At 57.0% G+C, this 15,799-nt stretch carries 16 protein-coding genes and 1 riboswitch; all 16 genes read right to left on the bottom strand.

The features are described 5' to 3' along the window. Nucleotides 1–10: 10 nt before the first annotated feature. The 16 genes from sufU to ACFFIY_RS04080 all read right to left on the bottom strand — a co-directional run bounded on the left by sufU (nucleotide 11) and on the right by ACFFIY_RS04080 (nucleotide 15,793). Nucleotides 11–454, bottom strand: coding sequence for a Fe-S cluster assembly sulfur transfer protein SufU (gene sufU / locus ACFFIY_RS04005; RefSeq protein WP_354198338.1), 444 nt, complete (start codon nucleotides 452–454; stop codon nucleotides 11–13). Further along, nucleotides 444–1,673: a cysteine desulfurase gene (locus tag ACFFIY_RS04010; RefSeq protein ID WP_354198340.1), complete on the bottom strand. Its 1,230-nt coding sequence runs from the start codon at nucleotides 1,671–1,673 to the stop codon at nucleotides 444–446. Before ACFFIY_RS04010 ends, sufU begins: the two co-directional genes overlap by 11 nt. Further along, the gene (gene sufD / locus ACFFIY_RS04015) at nucleotides 1,673–2,980 is read right to left on the bottom strand and encodes a Fe-S cluster assembly protein SufD (RefSeq protein ID WP_354198342.1); all 1,308 of its coding nucleotides are present in this window, start codon (nucleotides 2,978–2,980) and stop codon (nucleotides 1,673–1,675) included. The genes ACFFIY_RS04010 and sufD overlap by 1 nt, the downstream gene beginning before the upstream one ends. A gap of 18 nt (nucleotides 2,981–2,998) precedes the next feature. Continuing rightward, complete coding sequence (gene sufC / locus ACFFIY_RS04020) at nucleotides 2,999–3,778, bottom strand: Fe-S cluster assembly ATPase SufC (protein WP_354198344.1); 780 nt, start codon at nucleotides 3,776–3,778, stop codon at nucleotides 2,999–3,001. Nucleotides 3,779–4,121: 343 nt separating this feature from the next. Next, on the bottom strand, nucleotides 4,122–4,298 hold the full coding sequence (locus ACFFIY_RS04025) for a YuzK family famiily protein (protein ID WP_354198346.1): 177 nt from the start codon (nucleotides 4,296–4,298) through the stop codon (nucleotides 4,122–4,124). A gap of 108 nt (nucleotides 4,299–4,406) precedes the next feature. Next, nucleotides 4,407–5,618, bottom strand: a complete 1,212-nt coding sequence (locus tag ACFFIY_RS04030) for a dicarboxylate/amino acid:cation symporter (RefSeq protein WP_354198348.1) — start codon at nucleotides 5,616–5,618, stop codon at nucleotides 4,407–4,409. 188 nt (nucleotides 5,619–5,806) lie between these two features. Then, nucleotides 5,807–6,640 (bottom strand): MetQ/NlpA family ABC transporter substrate-binding protein, encoded by an 834-nt coding sequence (locus tag ACFFIY_RS04035; RefSeq protein ID WP_354198350.1) that lies wholly within the window; start codon nucleotides 6,638–6,640, stop codon nucleotides 5,807–5,809. Between the two features lie 101 nt (nucleotides 6,641–6,741). Next, on the bottom strand, nucleotides 6,742–7,410 hold the full coding sequence (locus tag ACFFIY_RS04040; RefSeq protein ID WP_354198352.1) for a methionine ABC transporter permease: 669 nt from the start codon (nucleotides 7,408–7,410) through the stop codon (nucleotides 6,742–6,744). Then, on the bottom strand, nucleotides 7,403–8,428 hold the full coding sequence (locus tag ACFFIY_RS04045) for a methionine ABC transporter ATP-binding protein (protein WP_354198354.1): 1,026 nt from the start codon (nucleotides 8,426–8,428) through the stop codon (nucleotides 7,403–7,405). Before ACFFIY_RS04045 ends, ACFFIY_RS04040 begins: the two co-directional genes overlap by 8 nt. 120 nt (nucleotides 8,429–8,548) lie before the next feature. Further along, nucleotides 8,549–8,655: riboswitch (SAM riboswitch) on the bottom strand. A 78-nt stretch (nucleotides 8,656–8,733) separates the two neighbouring features. Then, nucleotides 8,734–9,033 carry a thioredoxin family protein gene (locus ACFFIY_RS04050; RefSeq protein ID WP_354198356.1) on the bottom strand — a complete coding sequence of 100 codons (300 nt, stop codon included), beginning with the start codon at nucleotides 9,031–9,033 and terminating at the stop codon, nucleotides 8,734–8,736. A 12-nt stretch (nucleotides 9,034–9,045) separates the two neighbouring features. After that, nucleotides 9,046–9,384: a toprim domain-containing protein gene (locus tag ACFFIY_RS04055; RefSeq protein ID WP_354198358.1), complete on the bottom strand. Its 339-nt coding sequence runs from the start codon at nucleotides 9,382–9,384 to the stop codon at nucleotides 9,046–9,048. 91 nt (nucleotides 9,385–9,475) lie between these two features. Beyond that, the gene (gene gcvH, locus ACFFIY_RS04060) at nucleotides 9,476–9,856 is read right to left on the bottom strand and encodes a glycine cleavage system protein GcvH (protein WP_354198360.1); all 381 of its coding nucleotides are present in this window, start codon (nucleotides 9,854–9,856) and stop codon (nucleotides 9,476–9,478) included. A gap of 72 nt (nucleotides 9,857–9,928) precedes the next feature. Beyond that, nucleotides 9,929–10,288 (bottom strand): arsenate reductase family protein, encoded by a 360-nt coding sequence (locus ACFFIY_RS04065; RefSeq protein WP_354198362.1) that lies wholly within the window; start codon nucleotides 10,286–10,288, stop codon nucleotides 9,929–9,931. Between the two features lie 73 nt (nucleotides 10,289–10,361). After that, nucleotides 10,362–12,149 carry an acyl-CoA dehydrogenase FadE gene (locus ACFFIY_RS04070; protein WP_354198364.1) on the bottom strand — a complete coding sequence of 596 codons (1,788 nt, stop codon included), beginning with the start codon at nucleotides 12,147–12,149 and terminating at the stop codon, nucleotides 10,362–10,364. Nucleotides 12,150–12,204: 55 nt separating this feature from the next. After that, nucleotides 12,205–13,380 (bottom strand): acetyl-CoA C-acetyltransferase, encoded by a 1,176-nt coding sequence (locus ACFFIY_RS04075; protein WP_354198366.1) that lies wholly within the window; start codon nucleotides 13,378–13,380, stop codon nucleotides 12,205–12,207. A 31-nt stretch (nucleotides 13,381–13,411) separates the two neighbouring features. Beyond that, on the bottom strand, nucleotides 13,412–15,793 hold the full coding sequence (locus ACFFIY_RS04080) for a 3-hydroxyacyl-CoA dehydrogenase/enoyl-CoA hydratase family protein (protein WP_354198368.1): 2,382 nt from the start codon (nucleotides 15,791–15,793) through the stop codon (nucleotides 13,412–13,414). Nucleotides 15,794–15,799 lie beyond the last annotated feature (6 nt).

Raw genomic sequence — 15,799 nt, forward strand, 5'->3', positions numbered from 1 at the left:
TCCTCCGTTCTTAGTTTGGATTGGCGTCGTTGCCGACGCCTTTCTCCATTGCCTTCCAGGCAAGCGTTGCACATTTGATCCGGGCAGGGAACTGGGAAACACCGGAAAGCGCCTCGATGTCCCCCATGTCGATGCTGTCGTCATGTTCTTTGCCGAGCATCATGTCTGAGAAGGTTTCGGAAAGCTTGAGCGCTTCTTCGACCTTCTTGCCCTTCACTGCCTGTGTCATCATCGAAGCGGACGCCATCGAGATCGAGCAGCCTTCGCCGTCGAATTTCGCGTCGGTGACCATGCCGTCCTCGACTTTCAGTGTGAGGTGGATCCGGTCGCCGCAAGTCGGGTTGTTCATGTCGACTTTCAGGCTCCCGTCTTCGATTTCCCCTTTGTTGCGGGGGTTCTTATAGTGATCCATGATGACCCGCCGGTAGAGCTGGTCGAGATTATTAAAAGACATCGCTGAAATACTCCTTTGCAGTGCGGAGTCCGTCCACGAGGCGGTCAATGTCTTCTTCCGTGTTGTACAGATAGAAGCTTGCCCGCGCCGTGGCGGTGGCGCCGAGCCACTTCATGAGCGGCTGTGCGCAGTGGTGTCCGGCACGGACGGCGACCCCGTTCATGTCGAGAACGGTCGCGACGTCGTGCGGATGCACCTCGTCAAGGTTGAACGTTACAAGACCCGCCCGCTTCTGTGCGTCGGCCGGCCCGTAGATCGTCAGGCCCTCGATCTTGCTCATGCGCTCCATTGCGTATGCGGCGAGTTGGTGTTCATGGCGCTCGATTTCATCAAGGCCGATTTCCTGGAGGAAGTCGATCGCTGCACCGAGTCCGATGGCCCCGGCGATGATCGGCGTTCCGCCTTCGAACTTCCAGGGGAGCTCTTTCCAAGTCGACTCGTACAGATTGACGAAATCGATCATTTCACCGCCGAATTCGACCGGCTCCATCTTCTCGAGCAGTTCCTTCTTGCCGTACAAGACACCGATGCCGGTCGGGCCGCACATCTTGTGCCCGGAAAAGGCAAGGAAGTCGCAGTCGATGTCCCGGACGTCGACTTTCATGTGCGGAGCCGCCTGTGCAGCGTCCACGACCATAACGGCGCCGTTTTCATGGGCGACGGCCGCAATTTCCTTCACCGGATTCATCGTGCCGAGCACGTTTGAAACGTACATGACCGAGACGATCTTCGTCCGGCCCGTGATGGTTTCCCGCACCTTGTCCATCGACAGGGTCCCGTCTTCCTCGAGATCGATGTACTTCAGGACTGCGCCGGTTTCCTTGGCAAGCTGCTGCCACGGGATGATGTTCGAGTGGTGTTCCATATAAGTGATGACAATCTCGTCGCCTTCCGAAACGTTCGCCCGGCCGTAGCTCTGCGCAATCATATTGATCGACGTCGTCGTGCCGCGCGTGAAGATCACTTCCTGCACGGAAGCGGCATTGATGAAGTCCGCGACTTTCTGGCGGGCGCCTTCATATTCATCGGTCGCCCGGTTGCCGAGCGTATGCACGCCCCGGTGGACGTTCGAGTTGTCCCGTTCATAATAGCGGCTGATCGTTTCGATGACCGTATCCGGTTTCTGTGAAGTGGCGGCGCTGTCGAGATAGACGAGCGGATGTCCGTTCACTTCCTGGTTCAAAATCGGAAAACGGGATTTGATGTCAAATGTGAGCATTAGCGCACTTTCCTTTCAATGACCTCCGACAGCTGTTTCTTGACGCCTTCGATTGGAAGCAGATTCACAACCGGTGCGAGGAATCCGCGGACGATGAGCCGTTCCGCCTCTGTCTTCGGAATGCCGCGGCTCATGAGGTAGTAGAGCTGCAGCTCGTCGACACGGCCGACGGAAGCCGCATGGCCTGCGGTGACGTCGTCTTCATCGATGAGAAGGATCGGGTTCGCGTCGCCGCGCGCCTTTTCGCTCAGCATGAGAACGCGGGATTTCTGTTCGGCGTTTGCGCGCGTCGCGCCGTGCTCGATCTTGCCGATGGCGTTGAAGATCGTCGATGCTTCGTCTTTCATCACCCCGTGCTGGAGGATATGCCCTTCGGAATCCTGGCCCCAGTGGACGGTCTTCGTCGTGATGTTCTGTTTTTGTTTGCCTCGTCCGACGAGCACCGATTTCGCTTCGGAACGCGAGCCGTTGCCGACAAGGTGGGTCACGTTTTCATAGATCGAGTCGGAGTCGTTCATCATGCCGAGCGACCACTCGATCGTTGTGTTGTGGCCGGCGATCCCGCGGCGGTTGATGTAGGCGGTGAAGCCTTCGGCGAGCACGTCCACAGCACCGTAGTCCACCTTGGCGCCGTCTTTCGCGATCACTTCGGAAATGATGTTCGCCAGGCCCTTGGCATTCGGCGTGAGCGACAGGTAGTTCTCCACATAGGTCAGGGAGCTGTTGTCCTCAGCCACGACGAGCACGTGGTTGAACAGGGATGCTTCCTCCGAGTCGTGGAGGAACAGCACCTGCACCGGCTCTTTCACTTCGACGGCTTTTGGCACGTACACGAAGACGCCGCCGTTCACGAGTGCCGCATGGAGTGCAGTCAGCTTGTGCTCGTCCGCCTTGACCGCTTCCGTCATATAGTACTTCTCGACGAGTTCCGGATATTCGCGGGCCGCCGTAAAGATGTCGGTGAGGATGACGCCCTGCTCCTTCAGTTCATCCGAAACGTTGACGTACGCCGGCGTGTTGTTGCGCTGGACGTAGATCGTCTGCTGGTTTTCAATATCCACGAGCGCACGGGCTTCCTGCGGCAGATCCGCAAGGCCCGTGAGCGGCTCGTCTTGTACGGCATGAACCGGAAACTCGGTGAAGTTCCAGTTCTGGATTTTCGTTTTGTCCGGCTTTGGCAATTGGAGCGTTTCGGCCAATGCGAGGGCGTTTTGACGCTTGTCCGCAAACCAGCCGGGTTCCCTGTTCGCTTCCGAGTAGGAACGCACATCCTCGCCGGTCAATGCCAATTTCGTTTCAACCGTCATTTCGTTCGTCCCCTTCCGTTAAGCTTCTTGTCCGACAGTTTCGTCTTCGATGCCGAGCTCTTCTTTGATCCAGTCATAGCCCTGTGCTTCCAGCTTCTGCGCAAGCTCCGGACCGCCGGATTTGACGACGCGGCCCTGCATCATGACGTGGACCTTGTCAGGCGTGATGTAATTGAGGAGACGCTGATAGTGGGTGATGATCAGGCAGCCGAACCCTTCGCCGCGCATTTCGTTGACGCCCTTGGAAACGACTTTCAGCGCATCGATGTCGAGGCCGGAGTCGATTTCGTCGAGGATGGCGAACTTCGGCTTCAGCATCATGAGCTGGAGGATTTCATTGCGTTTTTTCTCACCGCCGGAAAATCCTTCGTTCAGGTAGCGCTGGGCCATGTCCTGATCCATCTCGAGGACCTCCATCTTGCTGTCGAGTTCACGGATGAACTTCATGAGGGAGATTTCCTGGCCTTCTTCCCGCTTTGCGTTGATCGCGGAGCGAAGGAAATCGGCATTCGTGACACCGGCGATTTCGCTCGGGTACTGCATGCCGAGGAACAGGCCCGCCTGTGCGCGCTCGTCCACTTCCATCGCGAGGACGTCTTCTCCGTCAAGAGTGATCGTGCCGGATGTCACTTCATATTTTGGATGCCCCATGATGGCCGAAGCGAGTGTGGATTTACCCGTCCCGTTCGGTCCCATGACCGCATGGATTTCATTTGTATTGATCGTCAGATTGACGCCTTTCAGGATTTCCTTGTCTTCGATCGAAACGTGAAGATCTTTGATTTCTAGAGTAGACATCCGAATACCTCCAGTATTGGTGAACGGCGGATACCGTTCTTATTTATCATCATTCTAATCTTAACCGAAACGAGAGGGGCTTGCAAATCATTTAGACAATGTGTTTTTCTTTGTCCTCCCATCTCATGAAATCGTCAACCATGCGCTGTTCCGCTTTCTGTTCCGCCGATTCATCGCTGTTTTCAATTATGCTCCATTTAATGAGAATGAAACACCATTTTTTCCGGAGAACGAAATAGACTTTTCCGGGGCAAAAGAGAAAAAAAGCCCGCCCGGGAATGCCTCGCTGGCATCCCGGACAGGCCTTCCGTCCGTGACTGATTCATCTGTCCCTTTGTTCTGCTCAGCGACGGCCCCTGAGCTCCGGCCGTTTGCCGAATTCCAGGCTGCGGGCGTATTCCCGCTCCCGCCGCTTCTCCACTTTCAGCCTCAGCGCCGGATTCATCCGGTAATCCTCGTATCCGAAACCGTGAGCGCTCCGGAAACCCTGCGCCATCCTGTCTGTGTAATCAAGCCTCATGGGGTCGATAATGAACCAGTCCTTTCAATGTTGGCCGGCTTGTGCCGACGTTATTTACGGTATTCTGTTTACCCGCTGAAAAGAAATCAAAACATAAGTGAAGGAAAATCACGCCGTTTTCGTCTTTGAAGCAGCCACTGCAGTCTTGCCTGTTGCAAAACGGTCGGTGATGATGGCCAGTGCCCCGTCGCCGGTGACATTCGTGGCGGTGCCGAAGCTGTCCTGCGCCATGTAGAGTGCAATCATGAGGGCGAGCATCGGCTCTGTGAATCCGAGCATCGACGAAAGAAGCCCGATTGCCGCCATGACTGCACCGCCCGGTACGCCCGGCGCGGCGATCATCGTCACGCCGAGCATCAGGATGAAGCCGATCATGCTGCCGAATGTGACCGGCATTCCGTTCATGAGCATGACGCCGATCGCGCAGGAAGTGAGCGTGATCGTACTTCCCGAAAGATGGATCGTTGCAAAAAGCGGAACGGTGAAGTCGACGATCTTTTCGGAAGCGCCTGTTTTTCGAGCTTGCCGCAAGGTGACCGGAATCGTCGCCGCAGACGACTGCGTGCCGAGCGCCGTGAAGTAAGCCGGCGCCATCGTTTTCATGAGCTTGAACGGATTGCGGTGCGTGAGCGCGCCGGCCGCCGTGTACTGCAGCATGAGCATGACCAGATGCAGCACGATGATGAGCACGAAGACGACAGCGAACACCGACAGCACCTTCGCCACCTGTCCTGCATACGTCATGTTCAGGAAAATCCCGAAGATGTGGAAAGGCAGGAGCGGGATGATGACCGCGCTGATCGTCTTCTCGATCAGGACATTCAGCTCATCGAACACGGAAAGGAGCGACTTGCTGCCGATCGCCGCCATGCCGATCCCGAACAGGAATGCGAGGATGAGCGCCGTCATAACGCCCATGAGCGGTGTCATTTCAAGCTCGAAGAACGGGCCCGTCAGCGCTTCGGTCGGGTCCTGTATGCTGTCTCCCGATGTGGTATGGATCAGGTTCGGCAACAGATTGGAAGCGGTGAAAAACGCGAGGATGCCGGCAACGATCGTGGACAGATAAGCGATCCCCGTTGCCAGGCCCAATGTTTTTCCGGAACCTTTTCCAAGCTTGGCGATGCCCGGCGCGATGAACGCGATGATGATGAGCGGAACGACGAAGTTGAGGAATCCGCCGAACAGCATATTGAACGTGGCAGCGGTTTCCACGAACCAGTGGACGAATTTCTCGGGAACCTGCCGGAACAGCGAGCCGATGGCAACGGCCAGCGCAATGGCAATCACAATCCGGCCGAGAAGACCGATTTTCTTCATAGTCATGTACCCCCTGAAAGGACATTTGTATTTGTAATAGAAACACTATAACACAAGAACAACACTGCATTGAAGCCCTTCTCCAACTGTCAGAATACAGCATTTTGTAAGCGTGTACAATAACAATTTCAGGATTCCCCCCCACAACGAAAAAAGACTGTCCTCACGGAAAGGACAGTCTTGCATTCTTATTCTGCAGGAACGACGGAGCCGCCCCACTCTTCAAGCATGAATTCTTTGATCTCATCGGAATGCAGCACTTCGACGAGTTTTTTGATGTCTTCGTTGTCTTTGTCGCCTTTGCGGACCGCAACGACATTCACGTACGGGGAATCGGTTTCTTCGAGCGCGATGGCGTCTTCAAGCGGATTGAGTCCGTTGTCGATCGCGTAGTTGGAGTTGATGAGGAGTGCGTCTCCCTCGTCCTGGTTGTACAGGGTCGGCAGGAACGAAGCTTCGTAGTTCGCGTCGAATTTCAGGTTTTTCGGGTTGTCCGTGATGTCCTTCACTTCAGCCTTCGTCTTGTCGACTTTTTCGTCGAGTTTGATCAGGCCCTCCTTCTCAAGCATCGCCAGCACGCGGCCGTGATCGGCGACGGAGTTCGAGATCAGGATCGTCGCCCCGTCCGGCAGTTCATCGAGTGACTTGTATTTTTTCGAGTAAACGCCAATCGGCTCGATATGGATCTCGCCGGCAATTTCAAAGTCGTAGCCGTGGTCTTTCATCTGCGTCTCAAGGTACGGGATGTGCTGGAAGTAGTTTGCATCGAGTTCCTCAGAGTCGAGATCCTCGTTCGGCAACACGTAGTCCTGGTATGTCTCGATTTTCAGGTCGATGCCCTTTTCTTTCAGAAGCGGCTCCGCCTTCTCGAGGATGATCGCATGAGGCGTGTTGGACGCGCCGACGACCAGCTCATGGTTTTTCGTGTCCTTGCCGGCAGCGTTGTCGCCGCCCCCGGTGCCGCACGCAGACAGGGCCAGTGTGCCCGCAGCCAAAATAAGACCTGCCGTGAATTTTTTCATTTACATTTCCCCCTGTCGGTTTATCTGAAATCACTATCTGAAACAATAAGGCAGAACCCCGGTTCCATCAAAGACCGCAGCCGCCCCTGCACCTAAAGTCCTCACCGCTTGTCCAGCCGTTTGACGATCAGGTCGCCGGCCCACTGGATGATGAAAACAATCAGCAGGATGAGGATCGTCGCGACAAGCGTCACGTCACTCCGGCTGCGCTGGAACCCGTCGAGATAGGCCAGATTACCGAGACCCCCGGCACCGATGATGCCCGCCATCGCCGTGTAGCCGACAAGCGCGATCGAAGTGACGGTGATGCCGGAGACGAGTGCCGGCATCGATTCCGGCAGGAGCACCTTGCGGATGATCGTCCAAGTGGTCGCGCCCATCGAGCGGGCGGCTTCGATCACCCCTTTGTCGATTTCTGCCAGTGCAATCTGGACCATCCGGCCGTAGAACGGCGCCGCTCCGATGATGAGTGCCGGAAGCGCAGCGTTCGGTCCCCGGATCGATCCGAGCAGGAATTTCGTGAACGGGATGAGCAGGATGATCAAAATGATGAACGGGATCGACCGGAAGATGTTGACGAATGCGCCAGTCAGCAGATTGACGGCCCGGCTGCGCCAGACACCCCTCGGCCCCGTCAGGAACAGCAGGATGCCGAGCGCCAGGCCGATCAGGAAAGTGAAGAAAGTGGAAACGGCCGTCATGTACAGCGTCTCGACCGTCGCCCCCCACATCTTCTCCCAGTCGACATTCGGGAACCATTGATCAATCATGCGTGATCACCTCCGTCTCGATGCCTTCCGCATGGAGATAGGCAATCGCCTCCCGAACGGCCGGTTCATCGCCCGAAAGCTGGAGAACGAGCGATCCGAACGCACCGCCATGCGTCTGGGCGATGTTGCCCTGAAGGATGTTCACGCTGATGTCAAACGAGCGGATCAGCTCGGCGAGCACCGGCTGTTCGGCACGGTCCCCGACGAAGCCGAGGCGGATGAGTGTTCCGTCCGGATAGGACTCGGCAAGCTGGCCGATAGCCTGCTTGGCGTCTCCCGGTTCCGTCACCTGGGAGACGAACCGCTTTGTGATCGGCTGCTCCGGCGACTTGAACACCTGGAGCACGTCCCCCTGCTCGACGACGCGGCCCGCTTCCATGACGGCCACCCGGTGGCAGATTTTGCGGATCACGTGCATTTCATGCGTGATGAGGACGATCGTCAATCCGAGCCGTCGGTTGATGTCCGTCAGGAGGTCCAGGATCGAATCGGTCGTCTCCGGGTCCAGCGCGGACGTCGCTTCGTCGCACAGCAGGACGCGGGGCTCGTTGGCAAGCGCGCGGGCGATGCCGACCCGCTGTTTCTGGCCGCCCGACAATTCCGATGGATACGCCTTTTCCCTGCCTTCCAGGCCGACGAGCCGGACCAGCTCGCCGACCCGTTCCCTGCGGCGGGCTTTATCAGCACCGGCAATTTCGAGCGGAAGAGCTATATTCTCTTCCACCGTCCTCGACCAAAGCAGATTGAAGTGCTGGAAGATCATGCTCACTTTCTGGCGGGCTTTCCTCAGCTCCGCCCCCGAGATGGACGACATCTCGAGCCCATTGACGGTCACCGTGCCGGAAGTCGGCTGTTCAAGTCCGTTGAGCATGCGGATGAGCGTGCTTTTTCCGGCACCGCTGTATCCGATGATGCCGTAGATTTCGCCTTCTTTGATTTCAAGATCCACTCCGTCCACGGCCTTGACGTCGATGCCGGAACGGGAGAACCGTTTGGTCAGCTGCTGCAGATTAATCATGATGGTCACTCCTAAACTCATGGGGACGGACGAGCGGATCGCCGTCCATTCCAAATAAAAAACCTTTCCGCAGACACGCAGAAAGGCCGGACCGGAGCGCATCGCGCGCAACGGCCATTCCTCTCATCTGCCAAAGCATCCGCTTTGAGTGATTTGGCACCATTTCACGTTTCCGTGACGGTTGCCGGGCTTCATCGGGCACGTCCCTCCGCCGCTCTCAATAAGAGTATTCCGTATTCATCTTTTTTCACCCGTCTTGCCGGATGGTTCGATGCTTGAAACTATACCACACGCGATGGAGCCGGTCAACCGAGTTTTTCATACAGGTAAGGGACCGATTGGAAGGCATAGATCTTCTCCACCGGCTCGCCTTGCCGTGAGATCAGCAGGCACGGCACGCTTTCGACGCCGTACTTCGCCGCCACTTCTTCATGGTAGTTCAGGTCGGCCTTGCCGATCGGCAGTCCGGGCAGCAGTTCCGCCATGACGTCGATCATTTTCGAAGCGACCTGGCAAGTCCCGCAAAGAGGCGTGTACAAATAGTAGGCCGCTTTTGCGGAACGGCCGGCCGCCTGTTCAAAATCTTCCAGAGTCCAAGTTTCCATTCCATTCATCCCTTATAGCAGAAATTCCGTCTTCACTTCGATATTGGCCGAGAGCAGCTGTTCCGCGAGCACACGCAGCGGCGTTGTCGCCACTTCCCTGTATACCCGGTCTGTATACAAATGACGCGCTTCCGGGTATTCCCTTCTGAGCACAGATCTCAAATGTTCCCCCGACCGGTCCGCGTCAAAAAACGCAAAGATGTCCGCTCCTTCATACGGCTCCAGCAATTCCTCGATTCTTGTCGGGCTTGCCGTTCCGTTTGTGCAGATGATGGCCACCGGTTCGTCGAGAAGCGGGGCGAGCCGGTTCCTGTCCGAGCTGCCTTCCACCACAATGACTTTTTCGACCATGCCGATCCCTCCAGGCGACTGGCTTGTCGTGTTTTATCTCTATAAGATGAAAAGGAACGCCGAAAAATGTCGGCGTCCCCTTCCTGCAGGATCAGCCCTGCGTCATTTCATCATATTGCTCGGCGGTCATGAGCGAGTCCACTTGCGATGCATCGGACGGCTCCACAACGATCATCCATGCTTTTTCATACGGGGACTCGTTGACGAACTCAGGGTTATCTTCCAGTTCCCCGTTCACTTCAACGACTTTGCCGGAGATCGGCGCATACAGTTCGGAAACCGTCTTGACGGATTCAACGCTGCCGAACGGCTCGTCGGATTGGATCTCGTCGCCGACTTCAGGAAGCTCAACGAACACGATGTCGCCAAGTTCGGATTGTGCGAAATGTGTGATCCCGATGCGGGCTTTCCCGTCTTCTGTTTTTACCCATTCGTGTTCTTCGGAATACCGCAGATCTTTTGGTGTGCTCATTCTGACCCCTCCAGCTCAAAGTATACATTCTCATTAAGTGTGCCACAGACCGGCCCGAAACTCAACAGGCTTTCACCCGCTCCAGGCGTCCTCGAATTCAGGTTCCCTGAAGCCGACCGTCACCCTCCGGCCGTCCGTGACGATCGGCCGCTTGAGCAGCATGCCATCCGATGACAGCAGCCGGATTTTCTCTGAATCCGTCATGTCCGAAAGCTTGTCCTTGAGCCCGAGCTCACGGTAGCTCATGCCGCTCGTATTGAAAAACTTCTTCATCTCCAGCCCGCTCGCGGAAATGATTTCGCGGAGCTCTTCTTCTGCGGGCGGCGCTTCCTTGATATTCCGCTCTTCATAATCGACCCCGTGCTCATCCAGCCACTTTTTCGCTTTCCGGCACGTTGTGCACTTCGGGTAGCCGTAATACACAATCCCCATCTGACCACGCCTCCTTTTATCGCCAGTATACCAAACGAAAAGCCCGGAATGCGCACAGCATCCGGGCAGTTTGTCAGACTGTGTATTTCTTGGCTTCGTTCAGCTTGCCTGCCGCTTCCCGTTTTTTCGGAATGAGGTTCTTCGGCGTGTAACGGGTGAGCTTGCGGAGGGCGGACAGCATCATGCGCTGGTCGTCGCCGCCGACGGAAGCCACAAGAATTTCTTTCGCTTCCTTCTCGATGCGCTCCATCGCCTCCTGGCAGAAGATTTCCGTGTACAGGATCTTCTGCTGAGCCTTTTCTTCGCCGTCGCGTGCGACCGCCTTCTCGGATCGGAGGAGGGAGGATTCCATGGCAAATACGTCGTTCGCGATGTTGGCGATGTTGACGAGCACTTCCTGCTCTTCTTCCAGCTTCGTGCCGAAACGCTGTGCGGCCATTCCGGCAGCGAGGAGGCCGATCTTTTTCGCATTTTTGACGAGCATCTTCTCCTGTGCGAGCGCTTCGTCGCCGGGCTCTTCCGGCATCATCATGAGCAGCTCTTCCTGGAGGCTCTGCGCCTTCTGGAGAAGCGGCAGTTCACCTTTAAGCGCTTTTTTCATGAATGTGCCCGGCACGAGCAGGCGGTTGATCTCATTCGTGCCTTCAAAGATCCGGTTGATGCGGGAATCCCGGTAAGCGCGTTCCACTTCGTATTCCTGCATGTAGCCGTAGCCGCCGTGGAGCTGGACCGCTTCGTCGACGATGTTGTCGAGCGTCTCGGAGCCGACGACTTTGTTGATCGAGCATTCGATCGCATACTCCGCGATGGCCTGGGCGATTTTGCGGCCGTCGTTCTGCTCTTCCTCGCTCAGCCGGCCCATGCGGTCATCGAAGTAGCCGACCGTGCGGTAGATGAGCGACTCGGTTGCGTACAGCTTCGCCGCGAGCGTGGCGATCTTTTCCTTCGTCAGATTGAACGAAGCGATCGTGCGCTTGAACTGCTGGCGCTCGTTCGTGTATTTGATCGCAAGCTCAAGTGCGCGCTTGCCGCCGCCGACGCCGCCGACGCCGAGCTTGTATCGGCCGATGTTCAGGATATTGAAGGCGATGACATGGCCGCGGCCCGCTTCGCCGAGCAGGTTCTCAACCGGCACTTCCGCATCTTCCAGGATGAGTGTGCGCGTCGAGGAGGACTTGATGCCCATCTTTTTTTCTTCTGCCCCAACCGATACGCCCGGGAATGCCTTTTCCACGATGAATGCAGAGAACTGTTCCCCGTCAATCTTCGCATAGACGACAAACACATCCGCGAAGCCCGCGTTGGTGATCCACTGCTTTTCGCCGTTGAGGATGTAGTGGGTGCCCGCTTCGTTCAGCTTGGCGGTCGTCTTTGCGCCGAGTGCATCGGATCCGGAACCCGGCTCGGTCAGGGCGTACGCGAAGATTTTCTCCGCCGTGACGGAAGACGGAAGGTACTGTTTCTTTTGGTTTTCATTGCCGAACAGGACGATCGGCAGCGTGCCGATGCCGACATGCGCACCGTGCGTGATCGAGAAGCCGCCGGCGACCGCCATCTTTTCCGTAATGAGCGCGGAAGAGATTTTGTCGAGTGCGAATCCATCGTATGCTTCAGGGATATCCGCACCGAGAAGGCCGAGTTCCCCCGCTTTTTTGAGCAGTCGGACCGAATGATCGAACTCATGGTTTTCCAGGTTCTCAATCACCGGGACAACTTCGTTTTTCACGTAGTCTTCCGTCGTCTTCGCGATCATCTTGTGCTCGTCGGTGAAGTCTTCCGGAGTGAAGACGGACTGCGGATCGAGGTCTTCGATCAGGAAGGCGCCGCCTTTCACGAGATCTTGTGTGTTCGTCTGAGTCATTGGGTTTTCCTCCTTAATGTGGCCGGCCGGGGCAGGCCGGGTAAAGTTTTGAGAGTCAAAGCATTTCAAAGACGCCGGCCGCGCCCATTCCGCCGCCGATGCACATCGTGACGACGCCGAACTGCTCATTGCGCCGTTTGAGCTCGTTCATGAGCTTCAGCGTCAGGATCGTGCCCGTTGCGCCGAGCGGGTGGCCGAGCGCGATGGCGCCGCCGTTGACGTTCACTTTGTCGATGTCGAGGCCGAGGTGGCGGACAACCTGGAGAGACTGGGAGGCGAATGCCTCATTGAGCTCCCACAGGTTGATGTCATCGATTGAAAGGCCGGCGAGCTTGAGCGCTTTCGGCACGGCCGCGATCGGTCCGATTCCCATCACCTCGGGCGGCACGCCGCCGACTGCGAACGAGCGGAACTTGGCGATCGGCTTGAGCCCTTCGGCTTCGGCTTTTTCGCGGTCCATGATCAGGACCGTCCCGGCGCCGTCGGACGTCTGCGAAGCGTTGCCCGCCGTGACGGAGCCTTTGATGTTGAACGCAGGACGCAGCTTGGCAAGCGTCTCCACGGTCGTTCCCGGGCGCACGCCTTCGTCCGTATCGAATATAAACGTTTCTTCTTTCAGCTTGTTGTCCGCGCCGACCGTCCGCCGCGTCACTTCAACGGGGACGATCTCTTCCTTGAATTTCCCCTCGCGGATCGCCGCTTCGGCCAGTTCATGGGAACGGACCGCGAACGCGTCCTGGTCTTCCCGGCTCACGCCGTATTTTGTCGCGACCTGCTCCGCCGTATGGCCCATGCCCATGTAATACTCCGGCATTTCCTCTGCAAGTGCCGGGTTCGGGCGCAACGTATTGCCGGTCATCGGCACCATGCTCATAGATTCGGCGCCTCCGGCGAGAATCGTTTCCGCCTGGCCGATCATGATCTGCTGGGCACCATAGGCGATCGACTGCAGTCCCGATGAGCAGAACCGGTTCACCGTCACGGCCGGCACGGTGTCCGGCAGTCCGGCAAGGCCGCCGATCAGGCGGGCGAAGTTCATGCCCTGTTCCGCCTCCGGCATGGCGCAGCCGACGATGAAGTCATCGATCGGCCCGTCATAGCCGCCTGCACGCTTTAATGTTTCCTTGACCGTCAGTGCCGCGAAGTCATCCGGGCGGACGGTTGCGAGAGATCCTTTTTTTGCTTTGCCGACCGGTGTTCGGGCACCGGCCACAATCACTGCTTCACGCATGTTTCATCCTCCTCAGTCTGTGCTGCTGCGATCAGTTGCGGAGCGGTTTTCCTTTTATGAGCATGTGCTGCATCCGCTGCTGGGATTTCGGTTCCGCGACGAGAGACAGGAATGCCTCGCGTTCAAGATTGAGCATGTATTGTTCGTCGACTTCCGTTCCGTACGGCACTTTTCCGCCGGACAGCACGTAAGCGAGTTTCTTGGCAATCTTCAAGTCGTGGTCACTGATGTAGCCCGACAGATGCAGTCCTTCCGCTCCAAGCAGCATGGCCGCATAGCCCGGCTCGCCGCTCACCGGCACCGTGCGCTTTTTCGGCGGGACATATCCGGCTTCATGAAGTGCGAGCGCCGCCTGCTTGGCATCATGGATCTGGTGATCCGGGTTGACGCTGATCGAGTCACACTGTCCCAGGAAATTGTTTTCGCGTGCCTCTTCACCGGACATCGACACCTTCGCCATCGCAATCGTCTCGAACACTTTCGCCGCCACGTCCACATAATCCGGCTTGACGCCGTTTGGCATGCCCTCGAGGTGCTTGCGGTACAGGCTGACGTTCCCGCCGCCTCCCGGGATGAGGCCGACGCCCGTTTCGACGAGCCCCATGTACGTTTCCATCGAAGCCTGGATGTGGGCGGCAGGAAGCGTCATTTCCGCTCCCCCGCCGACGGTCATGCCGTGCGGCGCCACGACGACCGGCTTTCTGGAATAGCGGATTTTCATCATCGTATCCTGGAACATGCGGATCATGTATTCCAGCTCGAAGATATTGTCATCCTGCGCTTCCATGAGAATCATGCCGAGGTTCGCGCCAACCGAGAAGTTTTTCCCTTGGTTCGCGATGACCAGGCCTTTATAGTTCTTTTCGACTTCGGCAAGCGACTTGTCGAGCATCTGGATGACGTCCGGCCCGAGCGAGTTTCCTTTAGAGTGGAATTCAAGAAGTGCGATGCCGTCGCCGATGTCGAGCAGACTGGCGCCGGAGTTCTTCATGATGACGCCGCGGCGTTCTTTCCACTTTTTCAGGTCGAACTCTTTTTCATTGACCGGAACGGGCTTGTAGCCTTTCCCGTCGAAGAAAAGCTGCTCCCCGTTCTCTTCCTTGTAGAACGACTCGCCGCCCGCATCCAACAGATCTTTTACGAACGCCGGAATGTCTCGGCCTTCCTCCTTCATGCGCTCAACCGATTTCTTGACGCCGATCGCATCCCACACTTCAAACGGACCCTGCTGCCAGCCGAAGCCCCATTTCATCCCGTTGTCGAGCGACACGATGTCGTCCGCGATTTCTCCGACTTTTCCTGCGGAGTAAATGAGCGTCGGCGCAAGGATGTTCCAGAGCAGTTCTCCGGCGCGGTCGTCCGCGTAAACGAGCGTCTTCAGCTTCGCCGCCGCTCCCTTTTGCTGTTTCGCCATCTCAATGGAAGGGGCCTTCAGCTTCTTCTGCGGCGAGTACTCGAGCGTCTCCGGATCGATCTCGCTGATTTCCTTGCCTTCCTTCAGATAAAAGCCCTGCTTCGCTTTCGCGCCGAGCCATCCGTTCTCCACCATCTTCAGAAGGAAATCCGGCGTACGGAACATATCCTTCTCATCGCCTTCCGTCTTGTCGAAGACGTTCCGGGCAACGTGGACGAACGTGTCCAGGCCGACCACATCAAGCGTGCGGAATGTTGCGGATTTCGGACGGCCGATGAGCGTGCCGGTCACGGAGTCCACTTCGCCGACCGAATAGCCGCGCTCCATCATCTCTTTCAGCGTGACGAGCAGGCCGTACGTGCCGATCCGGTTGCCGATGAAGTTCGGCGTGTCCTTTGCCACGACGACGCCTTTGCCGAGCCGGTCCTCGCCGAACTTCACCATGAAATCCAGAACCTCTTCCGACGTGTCTTCCGTCGGGATCACTTCAAGCAGCTTCAGATAGCGCGGCGGGTTGAAGAAATGCGTGCCGAGGAAATGCTTCCGGAAGCCTTCCGAACGTCCTTCCGCCATCGCTTCGATGCTGATGCCGGATGTGTTCGAAGACACGATCGCATGCTCGCCGCGGACACCGTCGATTTTCTCGTAAAGCGCTTTCTTGATGTCCAGGTTTTCGACGATCACCTCGATGATCCAGTCGACATCCTTCAGTTTTTCAAGATCGTCCTCAAGGTTTCCCGGTGTGATGAGCGCCAGGTTGTCTTTCGACGCAAGCGGCGCGGGTTTCTGTTTCAGCAGGCCTTTGAGCGCCCCTTCCGCAAGACGATTGCGGACTTTCCGGTCTGATGCATCCATCCCCTTTGCTTTCTCTTCAGCCGACAGTTCCGGCACGATGTCGAGCAGCAACACCGGAATCCCGATATTTGCGAGATGAGCCGCGATGCCCGATCCCATGACACCGGAACCGATGACCGCCGCGTTTTTGATTTGGTGAGCCACGATGCA

The organism is Bhargavaea ullalensis (genome assembly GCF_042432615.1).
In the GTDB taxonomy this organism is placed as follows: Bacteria; Bacillota; Bacilli; order Bacillales_A; family Planococcaceae; genus Bhargavaea; species Bhargavaea ullalensis.

Bases quoted from the DNA above. Each gene is read 5' to 3' on its own strand.
- sufU (WP_354198338.1), bottom strand. From the start codon at position 454: ATGTCTTTTAATAATCTCGACCAGCTCTACCGGCGGGTCATCATGGAT.
- ACFFIY_RS04010 (WP_354198340.1), bottom strand. From the start codon at position 1,673: ATGCTCACATTTGACATCAAATCCCGTTTTCCGATTTTGAACCAGGAA.
- sufD (WP_354198342.1), bottom strand. From the start codon at position 2,980: ATGACGGTTGAAACGAAATTGGCATTGACCGGCGAGGATGTGCGTTCC.
- sufC (WP_354198344.1), bottom strand. From the start codon at position 3,778: ATGTCTACTCTAGAAATCAAAGATCTTCACGTTTCGATCGAAGACAAG.
- ACFFIY_RS04025 (WP_354198346.1), bottom strand. From the start codon at position 4,298: ATGAGGCTTGATTACACAGACAGGATGGCGCAGGGTTTCCGGAGCGCT.
- ACFFIY_RS04030 (WP_354198348.1), bottom strand. From the start codon at position 5,618: ATGAAGAAAATCGGTCTTCTCGGCCGGATTGTGATTGCCATTGCGCTG.
- ACFFIY_RS04035 (WP_354198350.1), bottom strand. From the start codon at position 6,640: ATGAAAAAATTCACGGCAGGTCTTATTTTGGCTGCGGGCACACTGGCC.
- ACFFIY_RS04040 (WP_354198352.1), bottom strand. From the start codon at position 7,410: ATGATTGATCAATGGTTCCCGAATGTCGACTGGGAGAAGATGTGGGGG.
- ACFFIY_RS04045 (WP_354198354.1), bottom strand. From the start codon at position 8,428: ATGATTAATCTGCAGCAGCTGACCAAACGGTTCTCCCGTTCCGGCATC.
- ACFFIY_RS04050 (WP_354198356.1), bottom strand. From the start codon at position 9,033: ATGGAAACTTGGACTCTGGAAGATTTTGAACAGGCGGCCGGCCGTTCC.
- ACFFIY_RS04055 (WP_354198358.1), bottom strand. From the start codon at position 9,384: ATGGTCGAAAAAGTCATTGTGGTGGAAGGCAGCTCGGACAGGAACCGG.
- gcvH (WP_354198360.1), bottom strand. From the start codon at position 9,856: ATGAGCACACCAAAAGATCTGCGGTATTCCGAAGAACACGAATGGGTA.
- ACFFIY_RS04065 (WP_354198362.1), bottom strand. From the start codon at position 10,288: ATGGGGATTGTGTATTACGGCTACCCGAAGTGCACAACGTGCCGGAAA.
- ACFFIY_RS04070 (WP_354198364.1), bottom strand. From the start codon at position 12,149: ATGACTCAGACGAACACACAAGATCTCGTGAAAGGCGGCGCCTTCCTG.
- ACFFIY_RS04075 (WP_354198366.1), bottom strand. From the start codon at position 13,380: ATGCGTGAAGCAGTGATTGTGGCCGGTGCCCGAACACCGGTCGGCAAA.